The 20,058-nt window shown below is 66.8% G+C and carries 27 protein-coding genes; 16 read left to right on the forward strand and 11 right to left on the reverse strand.

Annotated features, from left to right (window positions below):
* Nucleotide 1 precedes the first annotated feature (1 nt).
* The 4 genes from BLW75_RS04000 to BLW75_RS04015 are packed head-to-tail and all read right to left on the reverse strand — an operon-like array spanning nt 2 to nt 2,899.
* On the reverse strand, nt 2-640 hold the full coding sequence (locus tag BLW75_RS04000; protein WP_034317593.1) for a phosphatase PAP2 family protein: 639 nt from the start codon (nt 638-640) through the stop codon (nt 2-4).
* Nucleotides 618-1,823, reverse strand: a complete 1,206-nt coding sequence (locus BLW75_RS04005) for an MAB_1171c family putative transporter (protein ID WP_034317590.1) — start codon at nt 1,821-1,823, stop codon at nt 618-620. The genes BLW75_RS04000 and BLW75_RS04005 overlap by 23 nt, the downstream gene beginning before the upstream one ends.
* Nucleotides 1,824-2,408: a hypothetical protein gene (locus BLW75_RS04010; RefSeq protein ID WP_143055290.1), complete on the reverse strand. Its 585-nt coding sequence runs from the start codon at nt 2,406-2,408 to the stop codon at nt 1,824-1,826.
* Nucleotides 2,405-2,899: a hypothetical protein gene (locus BLW75_RS04015; RefSeq protein WP_143055291.1), complete on the reverse strand. Its 495-nt coding sequence runs from the start codon at nt 2,897-2,899 to the stop codon at nt 2,405-2,407. Before BLW75_RS04015 ends, BLW75_RS04010 begins: the two co-directional genes overlap by 4 nt.
* Before the next feature lie 220 nt (nt 2,900-3,119).
* On the opposite strand from BLW75_RS04015, the gene BLW75_RS04020 reads away from it, so the two are divergent.
* The 5 genes from BLW75_RS04020 to BLW75_RS04040 all read left to right on the forward strand — a co-directional run bounded on the left by BLW75_RS04020 (nt 3,120) and on the right by BLW75_RS04040 (nt 6,467).
* Nucleotides 3,120-3,455: a hypothetical protein gene (locus BLW75_RS04020; protein WP_034317588.1), complete on the forward strand. Its 336-nt coding sequence runs from the start codon at nt 3,120-3,122 to the stop codon at nt 3,453-3,455.
* Entirely contained in the window at nt 3,452-3,886 is a 435-nt protein-coding gene (locus tag BLW75_RS04025; RefSeq protein ID WP_034317586.1) for a hypothetical protein, read from the forward strand. Before BLW75_RS04020 ends, BLW75_RS04025 begins: the two co-directional genes overlap by 4 nt.
* A 78-nt stretch (nt 3,887-3,964) precedes the next feature.
* A complete protein-coding gene (locus BLW75_RS04030; RefSeq protein ID WP_091596737.1) occupies nt 3,965-5,215 on the forward strand; it encodes a hypothetical protein in 1,251 nt (416 codons plus the stop codon).
* Complete coding sequence (locus BLW75_RS04035) at nt 5,212-5,763, forward strand: zinc finger domain-containing protein (RefSeq protein WP_034317583.1); 552 nt, start codon at nt 5,212-5,214, stop codon at nt 5,761-5,763. The genes BLW75_RS04030 and BLW75_RS04035 overlap by 4 nt, the downstream gene beginning before the upstream one ends.
* Nucleotides 5,760-6,467 (forward strand): DUF7341 domain-containing protein, encoded by a 708-nt coding sequence (locus BLW75_RS04040; protein WP_034317580.1) that lies wholly within the window; start codon nt 5,760-5,762, stop codon nt 6,465-6,467. Before BLW75_RS04035 ends, BLW75_RS04040 begins: the two co-directional genes overlap by 4 nt.
* Nucleotides 6,468-6,910: 443 nt before the next feature.
* Here BLW75_RS04040 and BLW75_RS04045 read toward each other — a convergent pair whose 3' ends face one another.
* The 5 genes from BLW75_RS04045 to BLW75_RS04060 all read right to left on the reverse strand — a co-directional run bounded on the left by BLW75_RS04045 (nt 6,911) and on the right by BLW75_RS04060 (nt 10,105).
* Nucleotides 6,911-7,966, reverse strand: coding sequence for a DUF932 domain-containing protein (locus tag BLW75_RS04045; protein WP_158005400.1), 1,056 nt, complete (start codon nt 7,964-7,966; stop codon nt 6,911-6,913).
* A 364-nt stretch (nt 7,967-8,330) separates the two neighbouring features.
* Nucleotides 8,331-8,600: a hypothetical protein gene (locus BLW75_RS42135; RefSeq protein ID WP_034317574.1), complete on the reverse strand. Its 270-nt coding sequence runs from the start codon at nt 8,598-8,600 to the stop codon at nt 8,331-8,333.
* Between the two features lie 66 nt (nt 8,601-8,666).
* Entirely contained in the window at nt 8,667-9,083 is a 417-nt protein-coding gene (locus BLW75_RS04050) for a hypothetical protein (protein ID WP_034317571.1), read from the reverse strand.
* A gap of 96 nt (nt 9,084-9,179) precedes the next feature.
* Nucleotides 9,180-9,653 (reverse strand): hypothetical protein, encoded by a 474-nt coding sequence (locus tag BLW75_RS04055; RefSeq protein WP_034317568.1) that lies wholly within the window; start codon nt 9,651-9,653, stop codon nt 9,180-9,182.
* Between the two features lie 17 nt (nt 9,654-9,670).
* Entirely contained in the window at nt 9,671-10,105 is a 435-nt protein-coding gene (locus BLW75_RS04060) for a hypothetical protein (protein ID WP_034317565.1), read from the reverse strand.
* 743 nt (nt 10,106-10,848) lie between these two features.
* On the opposite strand from BLW75_RS04060, the gene BLW75_RS04070 reads away from it, so the two are divergent.
* From BLW75_RS04070 to BLW75_RS04080, 3 genes are all read left to right on the forward strand, one after another.
* Nucleotides 10,849-11,082 (forward strand): hypothetical protein, encoded by a 234-nt coding sequence (locus BLW75_RS04070; RefSeq protein WP_034317562.1) that lies wholly within the window; start codon nt 10,849-10,851, stop codon nt 11,080-11,082.
* Nucleotides 11,083-11,151: 69 nt separating this feature from the next.
* Nucleotides 11,152-11,856, forward strand: a complete 705-nt coding sequence (locus tag BLW75_RS04075) for an adenine nucleotide alpha hydrolase family protein (RefSeq protein ID WP_091596743.1) — start codon at nt 11,152-11,154, stop codon at nt 11,854-11,856.
* A complete protein-coding gene (locus BLW75_RS04080; protein ID WP_034317555.1) occupies nt 11,840-12,256 on the forward strand; it encodes a hypothetical protein in 417 nt (138 codons plus the stop codon). The genes BLW75_RS04075 and BLW75_RS04080 overlap by 17 nt, the downstream gene beginning before the upstream one ends.
* A 260-nt stretch (nt 12,257-12,516) precedes the next feature.
* Here the strand turns inward: BLW75_RS04080 and BLW75_RS04085 are convergent, their stop codons facing one another.
* Nucleotides 12,517-12,729 carry a hypothetical protein gene (locus BLW75_RS04085; RefSeq protein WP_034317552.1) on the reverse strand — a complete coding sequence of 71 codons (213 nt, stop codon included), beginning with the start codon at nt 12,727-12,729 and terminating at the stop codon, nt 12,517-12,519.
* Between the two features lie 335 nt (nt 12,730-13,064).
* On the opposite strand from BLW75_RS04085, the gene BLW75_RS04090 reads away from it, so the two are divergent.
* The 3 genes from BLW75_RS04090 (at nt 13,065) to BLW75_RS04100 (ending at nt 16,776) form a co-directional block, all read left to right on the forward strand.
* The gene (locus tag BLW75_RS04090; RefSeq protein ID WP_034317550.1) at nt 13,065-13,526 is read left to right on the forward strand and encodes a phage terminase small subunit P27 family; all 462 of its coding nucleotides are present in this window, start codon (nt 13,065-13,067) and stop codon (nt 13,524-13,526) included.
* Between the two features lie 166 nt (nt 13,527-13,692).
* Nucleotides 13,693-15,231, forward strand: a complete 1,539-nt coding sequence (locus BLW75_RS04095) for a terminase large subunit (RefSeq protein ID WP_241783873.1) — start codon at nt 13,693-13,695, stop codon at nt 15,229-15,231.
* Between the two features lie 21 nt (nt 15,232-15,252).
* Nucleotides 15,253-16,776, forward strand: coding sequence for a phage portal protein (locus BLW75_RS04100; protein ID WP_241783871.1), 1,524 nt, complete (start codon nt 15,253-15,255; stop codon nt 16,774-16,776).
* A gap of 400 nt (nt 16,777-17,176) precedes the next feature.
* Here the strand turns inward: BLW75_RS04100 and BLW75_RS42140 are convergent, their stop codons facing one another.
* On the reverse strand, nt 17,177-17,368 hold the full coding sequence (locus BLW75_RS42140) for a hypothetical protein (protein WP_143055292.1): 192 nt from the start codon (nt 17,366-17,368) through the stop codon (nt 17,177-17,179).
* Between the two features lie 60 nt (nt 17,369-17,428).
* On the opposite strand from BLW75_RS42140, the gene BLW75_RS04110 reads away from it, so the two are divergent.
* The 5 genes from BLW75_RS04110 to BLW75_RS04130 are packed head-to-tail and all read left to right on the forward strand — an operon-like array spanning nt 17,429 to nt 20,057.
* Nucleotides 17,429-18,100, forward strand: a complete 672-nt coding sequence (locus BLW75_RS04110) for a hypothetical protein (protein ID WP_091596749.1) — start codon at nt 17,429-17,431, stop codon at nt 18,098-18,100.
* Between the two features lie 59 nt (nt 18,101-18,159).
* Nucleotides 18,160-19,143, forward strand: a complete 984-nt coding sequence (locus tag BLW75_RS04115) for an SU10 major capsid protein (RefSeq protein WP_034317544.1) — start codon at nt 18,160-18,162, stop codon at nt 19,141-19,143.
* Nucleotides 19,143-19,322, forward strand: coding sequence for a hypothetical protein (locus BLW75_RS04120; protein ID WP_034317539.1), 180 nt, complete (start codon nt 19,143-19,145; stop codon nt 19,320-19,322). The genes BLW75_RS04115 and BLW75_RS04120 overlap by 1 nt, the downstream gene beginning before the upstream one ends.
* Before the next feature lie 34 nt (nt 19,323-19,356).
* Complete coding sequence (locus BLW75_RS04125) at nt 19,357-19,713, forward strand: hypothetical protein (protein WP_143055293.1); 357 nt, start codon at nt 19,357-19,359, stop codon at nt 19,711-19,713.
* 14 nt (nt 19,714-19,727) lie between these two features.
* Nucleotides 19,728-20,057: a hypothetical protein gene (locus BLW75_RS04130; protein ID WP_034317532.1), complete on the forward strand. Its 330-nt coding sequence runs from the start codon at nt 19,728-19,730 to the stop codon at nt 20,055-20,057.
* The last annotated feature ends 1 nt before the right edge of the window (nt 20,058 follow it).

A 20,058-nucleotide genomic window follows, 5' to 3' on the forward strand; every position in this document is an offset into this window, starting at 1 on the left:
CTCAGATAAAGGCGGATACGAGCGCGAGGTAGGCGCCGCCGCCGACGATGAGGCCAACGAGCGTGCCGACTGACACTTCGGCCGTGGTGTGGTCTTTGAGTTCGACGCGGGACCAGCAGACCCAGGCGACGCCGAGGAACAGCAGGGCGAGCCAGGGGCCGTAGACGCTCATGAGCATCATGGTGGCACCGGCCGCGACGATGGCGTGCATCGAGATCTTGAACTTGAAGCCGAACGTGACTGCGAGCGCGACCAGGAGGCACGCCAGCTCGGCGGCCGCGAGAGCGATCATCTGGTGCGGCGCGTTGCCGACGATGAGGATGACGAACCCGAGTGCGAGCGAGCCGATGCACGCGGCGAACGGGACGAGCCGTCCGGCGCGGTTGGTGACGTGGTGGCTGTCCCACTTCCCCTGTTTTGCCCCGCGCACGATGACAGCCATCGGGATCAGCGAGCCGGTGACGCCGACGATGAGCCCCCACAGCAGGGTCTGGCCGAGGTGGTAGCCGGTGACTTTCCAGGCCACGGCGAGCGGGAGTCCGAGGACCCAGACCCACGGGGCGAGAACTTCGGTGGCGATGCGGGCCGCGCGCCGCCGGGTCTCGCTGGTGGCGGTCTCAGTGGACAGGGTCGGCGGCATGGCTGCTGGTCTCCTTCAGGATCTCGGCGACGGTGGTGGACGTGCTGTAGGCGGTGGCGACCGTCGCGAGCCACGCGGCTTCCTCGCGGTAGTCATCGGTGGCCTCGTCCGGCGTGAACGCTACCGGGTGTTCGGCGTGCACGGGTGCGCCGTGCTCCGCGGTGACCAGGGCCGTGGCGATGGTCACGGCCTGCGCGTGTGCCCGGTTCGCGCTGGAAGTACCAGCCTCGGCCGGCTGGAGTGCGGCGGTGTAGACCGCCGGGTCCAGGTACGGCTGCAACGGCCCGACCAGCACGTCGTTGATCTCGGTCAGGCGGGTGCGGACAAGATCGGTGACGTCGGGCCGTCCGAAGACTCGCCGGGTTGGTGGTGCGTCGTACCGCAGCTCGGGGGCGAAGGTGGTCAGGTCGCGCCACAGCGGTTCGAGTGCGCGGTAGTGGCGGCGGAGCTGTCGGCGAGGGACGACGGCGGGCACGGTGACCCCGGCCATGAGCAGGAGGATTCCGGCCGTGGTGAGCACGCGGCTGGCGCCGATGTTGCCGAGTTCGGCCCATGGCGGATTGAGGTTGAAGCGGACCGCGAGGGAGTACAGGGCTTTGTGCGCGACGAAGGCCAGGCCGCAGATGCCGCCCCAGCGCAGGAGGCGGAGGCCGGTGCGGAGGTAGCCGCGGGGAAGGTCCTTGGCGTGGCGGCCGACGTAGACGACGTCGAACATGGCCAGTCCGAGGTACAGCTCGAAGACGGCGAGGTACGCGACGACGAATGTGTGGTTGCCCGCCTCGGCGGTGATGGCGGGCAGGTTGCCCGGCAGCGGCCCGAGCAGGTACAGGACGCACAGTGCGAGCTGCGCCCCGATGAGGAGACGGGTCCGGATCCGGACCTTGGCCGGGATGGTGTCGACGGGGTGGGCGAGGTAGAGCACGAAGACCTGGAGCCAGTAGGCCGAGGACAACGTGAGCACGTGCACGATGTAGTTCGGCAGTGTGGGGATGCCGAACAGCCAGTCGTGGACGCCCCAGTCGGTGCCGAGGATCAACGCGACGTTGAGCGCGGCGAGAGCCTTGACCATGGCCAGCAGGCCAGGGGTGCGGGAGCGCCGCCAGGATCTGATCCAGTAGAGCAGTGCGGCGGTCACGGCCAGCCAGGTCAGGAGCTGCTGGACCTGGGCGACGGGGATGGGCATTCAGTCCTCCAGGAGGCGGTAGCGCGCGGCGGGCGTTTCGCCGGTCGCGGAAAGGTTGGGCCTGGTGTGGCGCTCGATCAGGTAGGCGAATGTTTCGGCGGCCTGCTCCTGGTCCGCAGCGAAGCCCCCGGCGCGCTTCACCGCGCGGGTGATCGTGGCGTGATCAGGCTCGCCGGAGTCGGCCTCGCCGGCGTCGTCCCCGACGTGACGGCAGACGATGTGCCCGACTTCGTGCAGGACTATGTGCCGCCGGTGGCTGTGCGTGGTGTCTTCTCGGAAGAAGATGAAGTCAGTAGCGGCACCAGAAACCCAGACGCCGTAAGGCAAAGGCTCGCCTGTCCGGCGGGCCTCGGCCACGATGTTCGGCGGGTAGGGCTGGATCTGGATGGGGCGGCGGCGCACTGTGGACAGACGGGCGGCGAGCTCGTCGGGCGTGGCGGTGGCGGGCAGGTCCAGAGCGGACACCAGCGCCCGGACGTCATCGAGCTGCGTGACCGGCGCGCTGCCGGTCACGACGCGTTGAGTCCGTCGCTGTCCCCGTCGTGTCCAGTTCAGCAGTACCCGCCCGATGGCGGGCAGGCTCATGTGCCGTGTCCACCGTCCCGGGCTTCGAGTCCGCGCACGTGCTCGGTCAGCTCCTGGATCAGGCTTGCGCTGCGGTCCGATATGGCGAAGCTGCGCAGCATCGTCGTCGCCCCCGAGCCCACGCGCTGGCGCGGCATCTCAGGTTCGCCGGACAGCTTGCGCCGCCAGCCGTCGTAGACGTCGCGGTCGAGAAAAAACCCCGCTGGCACATCAAAGAACCTCGCCAGCCCCACGATGATGTTGGTGCGCGGGTGTGGCTGCTTCCCCGTTCGCATCTGCCACAGCGACGAGTACGACACGTCGACACCTGCCGCCGTTAGAGCGTCGGCAACGTCCCGGTCGCTGTGCGGTTTTCCGTCTTCCCTTCGTCGATTCTCGTACAGGAAACTCAGGGCTTCCTGGATCGAGACGACCCCCTCAAGCGTCATCGCATCCTCTTTTTGTTTACGGCTGTCAACACTTTCCAGCGATCTCGCGAATCGCGTTGACAAACTTGCACCTCACCCGGCTATGGTCGGGTTACCGCGCTGCTTCGCCAGCACACACGCAAGACTCGAAAGTGTTTACGCCCATAAACATTCTTTAGTTTTCCGGCGCTCGTTCCCCTACGAACGCCCGCCGGTACTCACACACCTTTTGTTGATCAAGCCGTGTCTTAGTTGATCGCAGGTGTCACGCCCTGCGTTAACGAGTTTGAGGGGACCGCTGTACGTGAAGCACGACACACCCACTTGCACTAACGAGTACGCCGACCAGCCCACAAGGCCGGTCGACGCCTTCGCTCACCTGATCGCCTCGCTGCGCCGGATCAAGCGCAAGCAGGCGAAACTGTCCCAGGAACGCAAAGAGCACGAGGCCGTGATCAAGGCCGCCTTGGTGGCGGCCGGAGCCGAAGTCGGCACGGTCAACGGCGTCCCGGTCGTGAGCTTCACCCACGCTCTGCGAATCGCGCTGGATCAGAACCTGCTCAAGGAGCGCTATCCGGAGATCGCAAAGGAGTGTGCCGACATTTCGGAGGTCGCCACGTTCCGCCTGCTCGGCGTATGACAGTTCCGTTCGGCGACTTGGTCGCGCTGGCCAGGGCCATGGTTGCCCAGGCCCGCGCGACCAGCCCGGCCGGTGTGCCCGACGACGGCGAGACCGCCGCGACCGTGGCTGCCCTGCTCACGGCCGAACCGCGGAATGAGGCCCAGATCCTCGCGATCGTCACCGTCATCGTCCGCGACAGCCTGGCCGACCCGTTCCGCGAGACCACCGCGAACCGCTGGCGGTCGCTGCTGCCGAGCTGGGTGCAGCCGCAACTGATCGGCTCGACCGTAAACCGTCTTCGCGCCGCCGGGCTGCTGGTCCACACCGGCCGCTACGTGCGCTCGACCGACTCGACAGGCCGCAACGTCGGCAAACTCCAAGCCGTCTACGCCTTCGACTCCGAAGCCCTGCGCGACCACGAGCCACAGGCGCAGGCCACCGCGTCCTGACCAACCCGCTTCACACCGCCACGCGAACGCGTGGCGGTGTTCACCGTGCCCATTTTTGTCCTGTAGGGGGGTTTCTTCATGGCGCGTGATCACGCACGCCTCGATCTGAACATCTGGGACAAGGACGACTTCCGCGCGCTCTCGCGCGAAGCGAAACTCTTGTATATCCAGCTTTTCTCACAGCGGAAGCTCTCTTACGCCGGGGTACTCGACCTGGCGGTGAAGCGCTGGAACCGGCCGCACGCAGACCTGGACCTGACGGAGATGCGCGCGGCGCTCTCCGAGCTGGACGCCGCCCGGTTCGTAGTGATCGACCAGGACACCGAAGAACTCCTCGTCAGGTCGTTCATCCGCAGCGACGAGCTGTACAAGCAGCCGAACATGCTGCGTGGCGCGCTGCGCGTCGCGTTCGACATTGAGTCCCCGATCCTGCGGGCCGCACTCGCCGCCGAACTGCGGCGTCTGCCCGCGCACGTGACCGGCCCAGCCCCGGCGATCGCGGCGAACGAACTGGAGGCCGGAGCGCCTGAGCTACCACCGGTCGTCAAGGCCGCCATGACGGTCCGCCCGTCCGGCCGACCCTCGCCGGCGGGCCGACCCCCACGCCAGGACGGAGCGTCCGAACCGGACTCCGGCGGGGCGATCACACCTGGCATCGACCAGCCCGCGCCCAGCTCACGGGGTTCAGCGAACCCTTCCGCGACCCCTTCGCTGAACCCTTCGGCGAAGGACCTGGGAGAAGGGAGTAGGGAGCGGGAGACTGGAGAACCTTCTTTCGCTTCTCGTAGTGAGAAAGCGGGGTTACCCGCGCGTGACGCGCACGACACCCGCGCCACGCGCGTACCAGCCGCCACGTCATCGGCGCAAGAGGACAGTCCCGGCGATTCCGCGGGCGCTGCCCCGCCGGGCTCGGTGCGTCGGCGTCGACGGGCCGAGGCTGAACGGCTGGTGGACTTCTACGGCTCGCCGGTGCCCGCGCCTGTCCGGGCGCAGCTCGTCGCGCAGGTCATCCCGTTGCTGCGCGAAGGCATCGGCAGCAACACCATCGGCGCGGGTCTGGCCGCGTGGTCGAGCAAGGCGCTACCGCCGACCTTCCTGCCGATGCTCGTCGGGGAGCGGATGCGTGCGGCCCGCATCGCGACCGATCCGAAAAAACGCGCTTGGGACGCGGAGATGGTGGACCGGTTCGAGAGCCTGCGCTCAGCCGCGATCGCCGAAGACGAACAACACGGGGTCGGCCTGCTCGTGCGGCAGGCGCAGCCGCAGCACGCGGACGCCGACCAGCTGACCGCGATCCTCGACGCCGCACTCGACCAGGCGACCGCATGAGCACGCTGCACGCGGTGATGAACCGCAGCGACGTGCGCGGCCTGCTGATCCGGCACACCGGCGCACACGCGTCAGAGGACGTCGTCTCGGCTTGGGAGTCCGGCCTCGCCGGCTACAGCCTCGCCGAGTGCCATCGCGCCTTCGTCGCACTCGGCCCGGCCGCGCGGCGGGCGACACCATCCGAGATCGCAGGTCGTTGCGACGCGGCCCGCGACCGCGACACGGGCGAACCCACGCCGGTTCAGTCCGCGGCTTCACCACGCGCGACCAGCCGCGACTACTACCGGCAAGCCGGGATGCTCGGAATCCGGGCGGTGTACGCGGCGATGGGCTGGAAACGCAACCCGGACCACGACCTCGCCCGCTCCGTGGCCTGCCCGTTCTGCAAGGCACGAGCCTGGGCGGTGTGCGGGCCGCTCTCGCGCAACCGAGCAGGCGTCCGGGAGATGCGCGACCCCGTGCACCGGATGCACCCCTCCCGCCTCCGCCGCGCCCAAACCGAACTCGAGCGCGCCAACGCCACACCCGAACAGGAGACCACCCGATGACCAGCACCCTCACCCCTCACACGGCCGAGGAACATCAAACCGACCCGCTGGCCGCTCGGCTGGCCTTCGACGCCGCGATCGATCAACTCATCCAGCCGAACATGCACACCCTGCTCCGCGACTCCGGAGCCGTGGAACGCGCTCTCGCACCGTGCCTAATCGACCAGCTGGTGACCGCGACCCAGCCGGGCACCGAACGCACAGGCGGCTCCGCGCGAGGATCACGGCCACCCGCCTCCCTGAACGCGCTCGCGCTGGTCGCCGAGATCAGCCAGACCCTCCGGGGAGCCCTGGCAGCTCTGGGACACGACCTCTTCGGAACCGGCGCGCGACCGTCCCTCACCGGACAGCTGAGGTTGTGGGCCTCGCACGCGGGGGCCTGGCAACTGGAGGACGTCGATTACCTCGCCTACGCGGCCCAGGAGGCAGAGCGGTGGGTGGCCGCTGGCCGATCGGTGCTCAATCCCGCCCCGGCCTACCGGCTGCGCGGGCACGCGTGCCCCACCTGCCGACACACAACGGTTCTCGTGTGGTCTGACACCGAGCAGGAATGGCTGCGCCGCCCAGCGCTCTCTGTGGACACTGACCGCGTGGAAACGGTGTGCGCGGCCTGCGATTCGCGGTGGGGCCTGGAACATTGGGCCCAGCTCGGTCAGGTGCTGGACAGCCAGCGGGCGGAAACCCTTGCCCTGGACTGTGAATAGCCTTGACACGATGATCACGAACCAGCGATACTGACAGGGCTTGGCGGAGCTATACCCACCAAGTAGTCAAGATTTCCTTGAAGGCCCCGCGCTCCCTCCCCCTCCGGCGCGGGGCCTTCGTCATGTGCGGACAGCGGCCACCGGACGCTGGCCCCGGCACCCCTCACTGAGCAGGCCGCACGCGGTGAGCCGCTGTCCGCACACCCCCAAATCTCCGGCCGTTCCCACCCTGGAGAGGCCCGCAGGCCCCGAAGAACCCCACAGGGACCGGACACCGACAGACCCCCGGATTTGGCTGGTGAGCATGGCTGCTTGCCCTCAATCCACCGGCCGTTTCAGGCCCTGAGAGGCCCGTAGAGCCCCGGAAAAGCCCCAGGGGGACCGGACAAAGTCCGGTCCCCCTGGGGTGGCTGGTTGCCGTCGAGACGGCTACGGCTGCATGGTCACTTCTCCAGCTTCCGCAGTGCTTCCGCCGCAATGCTGGCCGACCGGCCGAACAAGGCTTGCTCGGCACGGCGGGCAAGCTCGGCGTCCTTGTCATCATCCTTGATCGGCACGTGCGGCATGTGCTCGGCGACGGTCTGGATTGCCTGCCACGCGGCCCATCGAGTCCTGCCGATTCCGGCGAACATGTCGTAGTCGCCGAAGAACAGCATCTCCAGCATCGACTTACGGACCTTGTGCTGTTCCTTCAACCAGGTGTTCGCCGTGTCCGACGGCGGCTTCCACAACTCGTTGCACAGTTCCCCGAAGGCGGTCAGCGTCATTTTCGCGGCCAGCAGCTTGCCCGCGCGCTCCGTGACCTCTTCCACGGCGGCCTGTGCCGCCGCGATCGCCTGACTGCCCTCAGACAGCCGCGAACTCGGATTCGACACCGCATCCAGGCTCTGCGGCGCCAAGCCGAAATGCTGCACCGTTGCCGACGCCGGACGTACCGGCGAGAACAGCACCTGCGACGGCTTGCCCGGCAGGAGCGAGCACACCACCACCACGCGCATCTCCAGTTCGTCGACCTTGCCGACCTTGATTGGGTCGGCCTGCCGGATCGACACGAACCCAGCCGTGTTGCTCCACAATGGACCAGCGGCACCGTACTTCGCGTTCAGCTGCTTGGCCATGTCGGTGAGCATCTGCGCGCGGTCCTCGATCGCGGCGGGCGTGAACTGCCGAGCCGAACCCCCGATCGCCTCGCGCCTACCTGTGCTCGGATTGGTGCGCACCAGCGCGTAGTAGCCCGGAATCTCCATCGGCTCGGTCGTGTCGTTCTCATCGACCTTGCCGTCGAACTCCTCGCCCGGCTCGGCCTCACCCAGGAAACAGTCCGCCTTGTGTTTCACGCCTATCGCCTTGCCGCACTCGACGCACGCACCAGTCGGCACGAACGCGAACGCAGGCTCCGGGCGGACATCCCAGTCCTTCAAACCCGCCTTCGTGACCAACTCGGCCGCCGTGCGCGACCCATTGACCTGGGTAGCCAGGGTGCACCAAGCATCGCGCACCTTCGGCAGCGCCGGAGCAGGGGTGACCGACTCCGAAGCCGTCTTGCCCGAAGCCTTCCCCGTAGCCGGAGTCTTACTGACCGTAGCCGGAGCCTTGGAGGCCGTCCCGGACTTTCTGGGCCGATTGGTGGCAGCCTTCCCATCCGCAGGGGCCTTGCCAGCCGCAGGAGGCTTACCAGGGGCCGCAGTGGCCTGCTTGGGGGCAGGCTTCACAGGGTTAGACATAGTGTTGTGATCCTTTCGGTTGGGTCCGCCCCCGGTGTTGCTGCACCAAGGCCGGATCCATGTCTGGAACCTCCCGATAGTGTATAGACCCTGAACACTAGTCAATAGGCTGAAAGAGTGAAACCCGCAGGTCAGGGGCCTACGGTGCCGTCGATCGCTTACGCGGCGCGGACCGGTCTGGCTGCACTCCCGCCTCATTTAGAACGCCAGCGAGTTTGGCCCTGGACCACCCGGCGGCCTGCATGAGGTCCTTACTCAAAAGGCCCTCGCGGCGAGCGTCGGCGACGAGTTCGCGCAGCGCTTTCTCGGCCGCCGCCCGCTTCTTGTCCAGCCTGTCCACCACGCCAGCCTGGGCGGTGATGGCGGCGAGTCGCTGAGCGTCGGTCAGCTCCTTGCTAGGTCTTGACACGGGCACCTCCTGCCGGGATCGCGAACGCGGGCCGGGGACAGTTTCCCCGGCCCGCGCCCATAAGTGTTAGTCGGTCACCTCTGCCCACAGTGGCGCGAACCTCGGGTGATCCTTGATCGGTTGCACCAACTCATACCACCTCGTGATCACCCCGCGCCCCTTCTCGGTGATCACGTGGACCTTCTCATCCTCGTCGTAGTGCACGAAATCCGATAGAACGGCCTGCCACAACGGTGGGGCGAGCTCTGGCGCGTTGAACTTCGGTGTACCGCCGTAGCCCGTGGAGATCAGGTGAAGCACTCGCAGGACGAGACTTCTGCCGCTGACCGCTGCGTAGTACCGCTCCCGCGTCTCGGCGCAGTCAAGCACCGCGCTACGCAGCGAGCTGACGAAGACACCACGTGCTAGCAGGTAGACCTCGTGTGCGTCGATAGGCGACAGACCGGGGATGAAGGCGCTAAAGTCGTGCTCGTCGGAACTCATGTTAGATCCTTTCAGGGTTCCGCGCTGCGCCCCCGGGATGGTGTTGCTGCACCGGTTGACCGGGGGCACAGTCACGTCTAGGGGTTGATGGACGCGTCAGAGCCAGCCGCGCGCCAAGGGCAAGAACGGCTGGTAGCGACGCCCGAGATGACGGCGCCAGCTCCGGTAAATCCGGACACGCCCGAAGTGATGCCGGATACTCTGCTCTCTTTCGTTGCAGAGAAACACCGCGCCTTGGAATCTCTGATCCCGCTCGTCGTCCAGATTTATCCAGTTGAATCGATCGACGAAGTCGATGAACTCTTGCCGGGTCACGTGCAGAAAGTCTGGATCGTTCAGTTCGGCGTCGCGGAAGCCTGCGATCTCAAGGTCGAGAACACGCTCGCCGTAAACCCAGGCATTGATGCCGAACCGCTCGGGTGTCGATACAGTGGAACGAAATTGCAGGTCCACCTCTTGCACGATGATTCGCGCGAGAGCCGACAGGTGCGTGATGTGTGCGGTATCGACAACTCGATCGCCAAGAATACGCGGCTCCGTATATTTGCCCAGCTGCGGGAGCACGAGCATGTTGGCTCTTCTTCGCATCATTGGCTGCGCCAATCGTCGTGCTCGTGAACGACAACGCCAGGCGTCCAGCGATCGCTACCGTAGTCCTCTTCGGACACTACAACGACGTTCGGCAGGAAGCGGACGTCGCGCGCGTCGTTCAGAGTGCGCCAGTTGTAGGTATCCAGGAGCTGGTAGGCGCGCTTGATGAGTTCTTGCGCTTCCTCACTGGGTCGACGAGTCCGCAGGCAAGCAAAGAGATAGCCGTTGGCCAAGCCGCCGAGGCACAGTGTCAGCCTCTTGGAACCCCTGACGTGAATACTCAGATCCGCCCCAGCTGCCAATTCTCGTGAGGCGATAGTCTGTAAATCTGCGAGTATCCTTTCGGCCAGCGTGGGCAAGTCGGCTATCTGAGCAGTCGCTAAATAGTTGCGCCCATACTCGCGTTCGGGCATGACAAAATCACGCGACACAACGGATCCTTTCGGTTCATTTTCGGGGTGTTGCTGCACCCCGAATTGGAACTAGCCGAATCAGAGTGTATTTGCATAAAACACTAGTCAATATTCAGCATGAAATTTCACCCGAATGGGCTAGTGTCCTTATGTTCTGACGATTCGACGGACATATGAAAGGAGGATTTGCACCATGCCTGGACGTGCCTATAGGGCATGCACTCGTCCGGGGTGTTCGCATATGACAGGTTCGGGTGGCAGGTGTCCCGACTGTCGATCGCGTGCCCGATCGGCTTTCGGCAGCTCCGCGCAACGCGGTTACACGGCAGGACATCGCTCCCGCTTCCGGCCCGGTGTGCTGGCGCGGGATCCGGTGTGCCGCTGTGATCTGACTGACTGCACGAGCCACCTGGGCCGCAGCTGTGGTCAGCCGTCCACCGTGGCCGATCATTGGCCGATCATTCGCCGAGAGCTGACGGCCGCTGGTCTGGATGCTGATGATCCAGCACGAGGCCGAGGGTTGTGTGCCCGTTGCCATAGCAGGGTTACCGCCCGAACTGTGGCAACCAAAGGTGGGTGGCACCGTTCCTGATGGTCCATTAAGGACAAAGTGTCTACCGCGGGCGAACCGGACGAGTACGCCGAGCGCGCTACACGGTTCCCACCTGTCGGCAACGGCCTCGGTTGCGTCCCAGGGGGAGGCCCCCTCAGCGGTGTCGCGGCGCACAAGCCCCTGAACCCCGGAGGGGTGGTGCCAGGTTTTGAGCGCCCCTTCCCCTACGTCCGACCCGATCGCTCGCGCCGAGCAGCGGCGCGCCGACCTCGCCCACGAACTGGAGCGCGCCGCCGAGCAGGCGGACGCGTGGCACGCGGAACGAAATCGCCTGGTCATCGAGCTGGTAGCGGCGGGTGAGTCCTACCGCGACACCGCAGTGCCCGCGCGGCTCTCGGCGTCCGGCGTCGGCAAGATCGTCCGCCGCGACCGGGACGGCTGAGACCGGAGAAACCGTTGCCCTGGTGCACATTCGTGCACTCGGTGCCCACCATGAGCTACGGAGGTGCCCGTGATCACCATCGACGGCTTGCCGTCGTCGGAACAGATCCTCGGCGAGATGGAGGCCGAGGGGAAACCGGTTCTGCTCGCTTTCTCCCGAGGTAAGGACTCGCTGAGCGCGTGGCTGGCGTTGCGTGAACGCGGCATTCCCGTGGTGCCGTACCACCTCTACAGCGTGCCTGGCCTCCGGTTCGTCGCCGATAGCCTCAAGATGTATGAGGACTTCTTCGGGCAGAAGATCTACGACCTGCCCCACCCCAGCCTCTACCGGTGGCTGGTCAACTACGTGTTCTGCCCGCCCGAGCGGTGGCGGATCATCGACGCGGCCGGTCTGACGGAGTTCACCTACGAGGACGTGGCCGCGACGCTGCGCCAGGACGTCGGCCTGCCCGCCGATGCGTGGAACGTCGACGGCGTCCGGGCCACCGACAGCCCGATGCGGCGCATGGCCATGTCCACTCACGGCCCGATCCGCCAGGACACGCGCAAGGTCTCGGCCATCTGGGATTGGCAGATCGCCGACGTCCGGGCAGCGCTCACCCGGCACAGCTGCCCTCTGCCGATCGACTACGAGTGGTTCGGCCGCTCGTTCGACGGCCTGGACTACCGGTTCATCGAACCGCTGAGCCGTCACGCCCCCGAGGACTACGCCCGAGTCCTGGACTGGTTCCCCCTCGCCGAGCTGGAGTTGCTGCGCCATGACCTCACCCGCTGACGACCCCAATGCCGCGCTGCTCGCGCAGCTCAAAATGTCGTCGTCCGTGTCCGGCATGAAGTCCAATGACGACGTGCTGGCCCTGCTCACGGCCGAGCCGGACCCCGATCCGCTCGCCGGCGTCGAGTACACGGGCGACGAAGAGGACGACGCGCGCGCCGAGCTCGACGCGCTTCACCGCGGCTTCCGCGAACGCACCGCCCGCGAGCTGGAACGGATGCAGCTCGCGACCGAAAGCGAGTACTGGTTCTGCGTCTGCTTCAAGAGCCAGGACGACAAGGACGCTTTCCTCGCCGCCGCTGGTCTCGTCGTCATCGGGGACAAGTACCTCGACGGCTACGCCACCGCGGAACTGCTCGGCGTCACGATGCCCGAGACCGACGACACCGAGAGGGGGTGAACTGAATGCCTCCACGCAAGCGACAGACCGCCGCCGCAGCCAAGCGACGCGGCGCCGCCCGCAAGAAGGCCACCACCGCCCCCAAGGCGAAGGGACGCGGCAAGGCATCCAGTGGCTCCAGCTAGGCCATCACGAAGTCCCCGACGCTCCGTTGAGTAAGGGCGATGCGATACTTGACTCGTACCCTGGGTGAGAGTCAAGTATTCAGGGCACGTAACGATGTGAACGGGTGGGCGCCCGTGCCGGACGCCCACCCCTGCCTAGCCCAGTAGCTTCCACACTTCGTGGGCTAGGGCAGCCAGCACCGTCAGGAGCTGGATCACCGTGATGAGATTGCGCCTCCAGTCGAGGTTCTTACCCCGGCTGGAGGCGTGATCCAACGGTCGGCCGCCGGAATCCTCCGGCAACCGTCCGCGAGATTCGTCCGGCAGCGGATCACCGGAGTCGTCTCCATCCTTGCGGTGTTCACTCATTCGTGTTCTCCCTTCAGGGAGGCTTACCTACCTCCCGATCGTCGACCCCGAACAATCGGGAGCGACCGGACCACGAGGGAGCGGCACCGGGCACGAGCCTAGCCTGTGGGTTTTTTCCGGAAAGAATCGGGGCACTGCAACAAAAGCGCGTCCATATGAGTTGCCCAACATGGCCCTAACATGGCCCCATTAAGGCCCTTAAAAGACCCTTCTGAGACCATATAGCGCCCTTTCAAGCCCTCCTTTCTGTGGAGGCGTCCATATGAGTTGCCCGTTCCGGCCGCACATGAGCGGTAAGCCATCGTGAACCGGATCGACGCGAGGTGTTGCTACTCATGGGAAAACGTGGTCCCGCAGGCAAGCCGACCTCGCTACGGATCCTGCATGGTGACCGGAAGGACCGGATCAACGACGCGGAGCCGCTGCCGCCTGAGGTGGAGATCGTGCCGCCGGAGTGGCTGTCGGAGAAGGGCCAGGCGATCTGGGATCGGCTCGCGCCGAGCATGATCACCCGGAGAGTCCTGACTGCGTGGGACGTCGACGCGTTCGGTGTGCTGTGCGAGGCGCTGGCCCGCTACGCAGTGGCAACCGCGCTGGTGAACGGCTCGGCGCTGCTGGTTCCCGGCGGCGGGGGCCTGGTGCCGAACCCGGCATTGAAGGTGCAGGCCGATTCCGAGCGCACGTTTCTGACGTTCGCGGCGCGTTTTGGGCTGACGCCGTCGGACCGGCAGGCGATCAAGGCCGAGGTGAGCGCCGATGGCGGGACCTCGGGCGACGCGGGCCGTCTCCTCTCCTAAACCCCGTTCCCACACGCGGAAACCCAGTTCCAAGACCGGTAAGGCGAAGGCTCCGCGGCTTCCGGTGTGCGGCTGGTCCTTCGATGGACGTGCCTGCCGCCAACGCGGCGACCACCTCTGCCATCAGCGCGCCGATCATGCGCAAGCGTTCGCCGAAGAGATCTGCGTGCACACTAAGGACCGGTGGGCACGAACCCCGTTCATCCTCGCGGACTGGCAGCGGGACGACATTGTCCGGCCGCTGTTCGGCGAGGTCCGGTGGGATCCGGAATGGCAGACCTACGTCCGCCGCTACCGGTCCGGCTGGATCGAACTCGCCCGGAAGAACGGCAAGTCCGAGCTGCTGGCGTTCGTCGCGCTCTACATGCTCGTCGGGGACGGGGTCGAGTCCGCCGAGGTCTACGGCGCCGCCCGCGACAAGGACCAGGCGCGGCTGGTGTTCAACGTCGCCGCCCGCATGGTCGCGCTGTCGCCGGTGCTGTCGAAGCGGCTGCGGGTGGTCGAGCACGCCGCCCGGATCGTGGACGAGAAAACCAACTCGGTCTATCAGGTCGTCGCGGCCGACGCGCTGGGCAACCTCGGGTCGAACCCGTCATGCGTGATCTTCGACGAGGTCCTGACCCAGCCGAACGGTGACCTGTGGGCCGCGCTGCGGACCGGCATGGGCACCCGAGTGCAGCCACTGCTGCTCGCCGCCACAACGGCGGGGAACGACCCCATCAGCTTCGCCAAGTCCGAGCACGACGAGTGCGTGAAGATCGCCGAAGACCCGTCCCGCGCCCCACACCGCTTCGTCTACCTGCGCAACCTCCCGCAAGATGCGGACCCGTGGGATGAAGCGAACTGGTACTTCGCCAACCCGGCCTTGGGTGACTTCCTGTCGCTGGCCGCGCTGCGGGAAGAGGCGCTCGAAGCGCGCAACGATCCGGCGCGAGAGAACAGCTTCCGCCAGTACCGGCTGAATCAATGGGTGTCGCAGTCCACGCGGTGGATGCCCATGCACCTCTACACCGCGTGCACCGGAACCGAGTTCCCCGAAGCGGCGCGGTTGCGGGAGCTGGTTGCTCGCCGGCCAGCCTGGGGCGGTCTGGATCTCGCGTCCAAGCTGGACCTGACGGCCTGGTGCCTGATCGTGCCGGACGGCATCGACGGCCACGTCTCGGCGCTGTGGCGGTTCTGGCTCCCGGAGTCTGGGGTCGATTTCCTCGACGAGCACACCGACCACCGCGTCTCCCAGTGGGTCGACCAGGGCTGGATCACCACCACCCCCGGCGAAGTCATCGACTACGAGGTGATCGAGGCCGACGTCGCCGCCGACTGCGCCGCGCTGCGGGTCGCCGATATCAATTACGACGAGTGGAGCGGCGAACCCGTCCGCCAGCGCCTGGAACGGGTCACGCGAGTGCCGATGTATCCGGTGCCGCAGACGTTCCGCGGAATGACCCACGGCATGACCGAACTCATGACGCTGACCCGCTCGCGCTCGTGGTCGCACCACGGCAACCCAGTTGCGGCGTTCTGCTTCGACTCCGTGGAGGTGCGCCATCCACCCGGAGAACCCGACCTCATCCGACCCGACAAACCCCAGCGCGGGAAGACCGGCAAGCGCATCGACGCGGTACCCACCGCCGCCATGGCGGTTTCGGGCTGGCGGCTGCGCGGTCAGAAGCCGAAGAAGTCCGGCCGGATGGTCGTCATGGGCTGAACGCGACGGACGGAGGTCGCCGTGGCTGTGAACCTCGCTGAGCTGACGTCTGAGCAGTGGATCACCCGCATCACTCGCCAGCATGACGCGCAGATTCCTGGGCTGGAAATCCTCGATGCCTACTACGAGGGCGAGCAGTCGCTGTCGTACATGCACCCGGAGCTGCTGCGCCGCCTGGACACCCGCGTGCGGCAGGTCGTGATCAACTGGCCTGAGCTGGTCGTGGACTCGCTCGATGAGCGGCTGGACGTGACCGGGTTCCGGCTCGGCGGTGAGCAGGCCGCAGACCGGGAGCTGTGGAACATCTGGGCGGCGAACGAGCTGGGCCTGCACTCCGAGCAGGCCCACATCGACGCCCTGGTGCTCGGCCGGTCCTTCGCGATCGTCGGCACGAACGAGGCCCGCCCGTCGATGCCGCTGGTGACGGTCGAGTCCCCGTTCGACGTCCATGTGGACATTGACCCGCGTACTCGCGAGGTCCGGGCGGCGCTGAAGCGGCAGTTTTCCGAGGACGGAGACGGGGACCAGTCCGAGGCTTACGCCACGCTGTACCTGCCGAACGAAACCATCTGGTACAGCTCCGACAACGGCGGCGGAGTCTGGGAAGAGACCGACCGCGACGGGCACGGCATGGGCGTGGTGCCCGTCGTGCCGCTGGTGAACCGTCCCCGCACGCGGAGGCGCCGCAGCGCGCCCCCGCGGCTTGGACGCTCGGAGCTGGCGAGCGTCCTGCCGCTGTCGGACGCTGCGTGCAAGATCGCCACCGACATGATGGTGAGCGCGGAGTTCCACGCGATGCCGCGACGGTACGCGCTCGGTTTCGACAAGGACGATTTTGTTGACAGCAAGGGAAACCCGCTCACTCCGTGGGAGGCTGTCGCCGGCGTTCTCTGGGCGTCCTCGAAATCGCCGAAGGATGATGGGGTGGCGGTCGGGCAGTTCCCCGAAGCCGACCTGTCGAACTTCCACAACACGCTCAACACCCTGGCCCGTCTCGTTGCCAGCCTGTCCGGGCTCCCGCCGCACTTCCTCGGCTACAGCACGGAAAACCCCGCCAGCGCCGAGGGGATCCGGTCGTCGGAGTCCCGGCACATCAAACGGGCCGAACGACGTCAACGCTCCTTCGGCAGCGGCTGGAACCGCGTGGCGCAGCGCATCCTGCACGTGCGCGACGGCAAGGTGCCCGACGAGGCGCTACGGGTCGAAACCCAGTGGGTGGATCCCGCTACGCCGACGTTCGCCGCCCAGGCCGACGGCGTGGTGAAGCTGTACGCGGCGGACAAGCTCTTGCCGCGCCGCTCCGCCCGCCGTGCACTCGGCTACTCCGACGCGCAGATCCGCGACATGGAGACCGAGGACCGCGAGGCCGACACCCAGCAAACCGACCGAGACGACGCGACCGGAAACGGCCCGACGCCGGATCGCGATCCCGCCGAGCTGCCGAACCGCAAGGAACAGGAGCAGGAGCGGCCGAGCGTGCTTGCCGGATCACGGCTTCGGCCCGCGCTGGCGGTGCAGTTCCGCGAACCGGCAAGCACGTCGTAACGCTGGCTGGCCATCGTGGACATACCAGGCGCGAGACGTGTCAGCGCAGCTCAGGCCGCATAGCCTGCCACCGAAGGGCATTGCATAATCGAACACATGTCCGATCGTGGAGGCGCGCCGTACCTGCACACGGTTGACCCAGGTCAACCCGTGTGGGTCGACCTACGCCACGTTTACCCGATCGGAGCGCCCAAAGGCACTGTCCCCGACGGACTGGACCTCACCGGGCTAGTGCCAGGAACGCTCACCGCCTGGATCGCAACGACCACCGGCCACTGGGTCGGCTTCGTCACCTTCATGCTCGGAACCCCCGGCTCCGGAGGTACGACGCATCGGCAATGGATCTTGGCGGACGCTTTGCGAGCACGCTAGTTACTTGAACCCCCGGCGTTGCAGGGAGTCAAGTAATAGCCTTTTTTTGAAGGCTTTCGGTCGTGATCGCGGCGCCTGCGAACGTGATCATGGCGACCAGCATCCAGCCGAGCTGCCACGCCGTGATTCCGCTGCTGGCACCGGCGACGACCTGAGCTCCGACCGAGCACGCGCCAAAGACAGGCACAGCGGCCCATGTCCGTTTTGGCTTGGCGTTCACGCCACGAGTTTTTCATACGTGCCTCTGATGGCACTTAGTGCATTCCCATGAGGACAGGTAGTGACTGATTCCCGCGTACCCGGCGACAACGCCCCCACCTCGCAGACCCCGCCGGAGCCGAGCACGACCGCGCCCGGCACGACCCCGCCCGAGACCGGGCAGGCCAGCACACCGGCCGAGACCGGGCAGGCCGCCGAAGCGGATTACAAGGCCCTGTTCGAGCAGGCCCAGGCCAAGCTGAGCAAGGCCGAGAAGACCGCCAAAGACCACAAGGCGAAGGCGGCGAAGCTCGACGCGATCGAGGCTGAGCAGCAGACCGACGCGGAGAAGGCCGCCAAGCGCGCCGAGTCCGCCGAGAAACAGGTGGCCGTGTTGCGGCGTCGGGCGGTGGACGCGGAGATCCGCGCCGCTGCCTCGGGGTGGGCGGATCCGACCGACGCGCCCCGCTACCTCGACGACCGCGACCGCTACGTCAGCACGGATGGCGAGATCGACACCACCGCCATTGCGGCCGACCTCGCCGCGGTTCTTCTCGCCCGCCCGCATCTCGCCCGGACTGGTGAACCGGCCGGTCCTCGCCGGCCCGCGCCCGACCCGTCGCAAGGCGCGCGGCAGTCCGGCCCGGCGGGCTATGACTCGCAGATCGCCGACGCGGAGAAGCGCGGCGACTGGGCGACGGCGATCACGCTGAAAAACCAGCGCCTAGCCGAACAGGCAGCGCAGAAGCGCTAGCGCGCTTGTTCCCGGCCGCGTCGGCGGCACACCACCCGTACACCTTTCAGGAGACCGTTATGCCTGGTGTGGCCGCGATCGCCAACACCTACAACGCACCGAACTTCGTGGGCGAACTGTTCGCCCTCACTCCGACCGACACGCCGTTTCTGTCCGCCATCGGTGGCCTGACCGGCGGCAAGCGCGCCAACGCCGTCGTGCACACCTGGCAGGTCTACGACCTGCGCGCCCCCGACGCCAACCGGCAGCGGGCCGAAGGCGCGGACGCGCCCAGTCCGGACACCCGCGTCCGGGGCACCGAGCGCAACGTCCTGGAGATCCACCAGGAAACCATCGGCGTCACCTACACCCGACAGGCCACGCAGCAGATGTTCGCCGCCACCGGTTCGGCCCACCCGAACGCCGCGTCGATCGGCGGCACCAACCCGGTCGTGAACGAAATGGACTGGCAGACCCGTCAGGCGCTGATCCAGATCGGGCGCGACGTGGAAGCCGGGTTCATCACCGGCACGTTCCAGGAGCCCACCGATAACTCCAAGGTCCGCAAGACGCGCGGGATCCTGGAGGCGACCAAGACGAACGTGATCACCAACGCCACCCCCGCACCGCTGACGGAAGCGATGGTGCTGGACCTGCTGCAAAAGGTCTGGACGAGCGGCGGTATTCAGGTGTCGGAGACCGCGACCCTGATGTGCGGGGCGTGGCAGAAACGGCAGCTGACGAACGAGTTCATCACGAAGAAGAACTACCGCGAGCAGACCCGCAACGTCGCCGGAGTCTCGGTGACGACCATCGAAACCGACTTCGGCACGCTGAACGTGATGCTCAACCGCTACATGCCCGCCGATGCCGTCGAAGTGGTGTCCCTGGACCAGTGCGCGCCGGTGCTGCTCGAGACGCCCGGCAAGGGCTTCCTGTTCTCCGAACCCCTGGCCAAGACCGGCTCGGTGGACAAGGCCCAGATCTACGGGGAGATCGGGCTGGAATATGGGCCGGAGAACGCCCACGGCAAGATCACCGGCCTCACCGTGGCGGGTGCCTGATGAAGTTCACCAGCACCAGGTACCCGGCACTCACCGTGCACGACCTCGGCGTGACCTTCGTCGACGGCGAGGCCGAGGTCACCGACAAGGCCACCGCCGACGCGCTCAGGAAACTGCCGTCCGAGGTCGGAGTCCGCGCGGCCGGTGGACGTCCGCCGAAGGACGGTCCGGACAGCTGAGCAAGTCCAGCCGGTGGCGGGAGGTGATCACCTCGTGTCCCTTCCGCCGCTGGCGACCGTCACCGACGTCCGCAACCGATCCGAAGCACCACTGACCACCGAACAGGAAGCCCGCGCCGCCGTGCTCCTGGAGGACGCCTCCGCGTGGGTCCGGCACGAGGTTCCCGACCTATCGGACCCACCGCCGGACACCGCGCCCGGTGTCGTCTGCACGGCGGTCCTGCGGGCACTGGCGTCCCCGGCGGACGGCAACACCTCCGAAACCGTCGGCGGGCATTCCCGGACCGCCGCCCATGCCGGGGGCGGCCTGTACTTCACCGAAGACGAACTGGACCTGCTGCGCGCACCAGTCCCGGCGCCCCGTGCGGCGTTCACCATCTGGACTGTGTGAGGCGGTGAACCCTCGTGCGTTTCCCGCATCGCTTGGTCGTCGTCACCCCCGTTCCGGTGCCGGACGAGTACGAGAACCCGGTTCCTCGGCTCACTTACGGCCCGGACGCGCCCCGGCGGACCGTAGCCGGATTTATGCAGCCGGGCGGCTCGACCGAACCGGCCGTGCCCGGCCGTCAGGCGGTGGTCACCGGCTGGCGGGCGTTTACCGCCGTACCGGTCACCGCGCGGGAGCGGATCGAGTGGGACGGGCGGACGTTCGAGGTGTCCGGGGAACCGGCGCGGTGGTCACCGCGGTTTGGCTACGTCCATTACGAACTCGCCCTGACTCACGTGGAGGGCTGAA

The organism is Amycolatopsis lurida (genome assembly GCF_900105055.1).
Lineage (GTDB): Bacteria > Actinomycetota > Actinomycetes > Mycobacteriales > Pseudonocardiaceae > Amycolatopsis > Amycolatopsis lurida.

What these genes read in the sequence shown, in the direction of transcription:
- BLW75_RS04000 (WP_034317593.1), bottom strand. Translation starts at nt 640, where the DNA reads ATGCCGCCGACCCTGTCCACTGAGACCGCCACCAGCGAGACCCGGCGG.
- BLW75_RS04080 (WP_034317555.1), top strand. Translation starts at nt 11,840, where the DNA reads ATGACCTCACCCGCTGACGACCCCAATGCCGCGCTGCTCGCGCAGCTC.
- BLW75_RS04035 (WP_034317583.1), top strand. Translation starts at nt 5,212, where the DNA reads ATGAGCACGCTGCACGCGGTGATGAACCGCAGCGACGTGCGCGGCCTG.
- BLW75_RS04040 (WP_034317580.1), top strand. Translation starts at nt 5,760, where the DNA reads ATGACCAGCACCCTCACCCCTCACACGGCCGAGGAACATCAAACCGAC.
- BLW75_RS04115 (WP_034317544.1), top strand. Translation starts at nt 18,160, where the DNA reads ATGCCTGGTGTGGCCGCGATCGCCAACACCTACAACGCACCGAACTTC.
- BLW75_RS04030 (WP_091596737.1), top strand. Translation starts at nt 3,965, where the DNA reads ATGGCGCGTGATCACGCACGCCTCGATCTGAACATCTGGGACAAGGAC.
- BLW75_RS04090 (WP_034317550.1), top strand. Translation starts at nt 13,065, where the DNA reads ATGGGAAAACGTGGTCCCGCAGGCAAGCCGACCTCGCTACGGATCCTG.
- BLW75_RS04050 (WP_034317571.1), bottom strand. Translation starts at nt 9,083, where the DNA reads ATGAGTTCCGACGAGCACGACTTTAGCGCCTTCATCCCCGGTCTGTCG.
- BLW75_RS04085 (WP_034317552.1), bottom strand. Translation starts at nt 12,729, where the DNA reads ATGAGTGAACACCGCAAGGATGGAGACGACTCCGGTGATCCGCTGCCG.
- BLW75_RS04025 (WP_034317586.1), top strand. Translation starts at nt 3,452, where the DNA reads ATGACAGTTCCGTTCGGCGACTTGGTCGCGCTGGCCAGGGCCATGGTT.
- BLW75_RS04055 (WP_034317568.1), bottom strand. Translation starts at nt 9,653, where the DNA reads ATGCTCGTGCTCCCGCAGCTGGGCAAATATACGGAGCCGCGTATTCTT.
- BLW75_RS04005 (WP_034317590.1), bottom strand. Translation starts at nt 1,823, where the DNA reads ATGCCCATCCCCGTCGCCCAGGTCCAGCAGCTCCTGACCTGGCTGGCC.
- BLW75_RS04120 (WP_034317539.1), top strand. Translation starts at nt 19,143, where the DNA reads ATGAAGTTCACCAGCACCAGGTACCCGGCACTCACCGTGCACGACCTC.
- BLW75_RS04010 (WP_143055290.1), bottom strand. Translation starts at nt 2,408, where the DNA reads ATGAGCCTGCCCGCCATCGGGCGGGTACTGCTGAACTGGACACGACGG.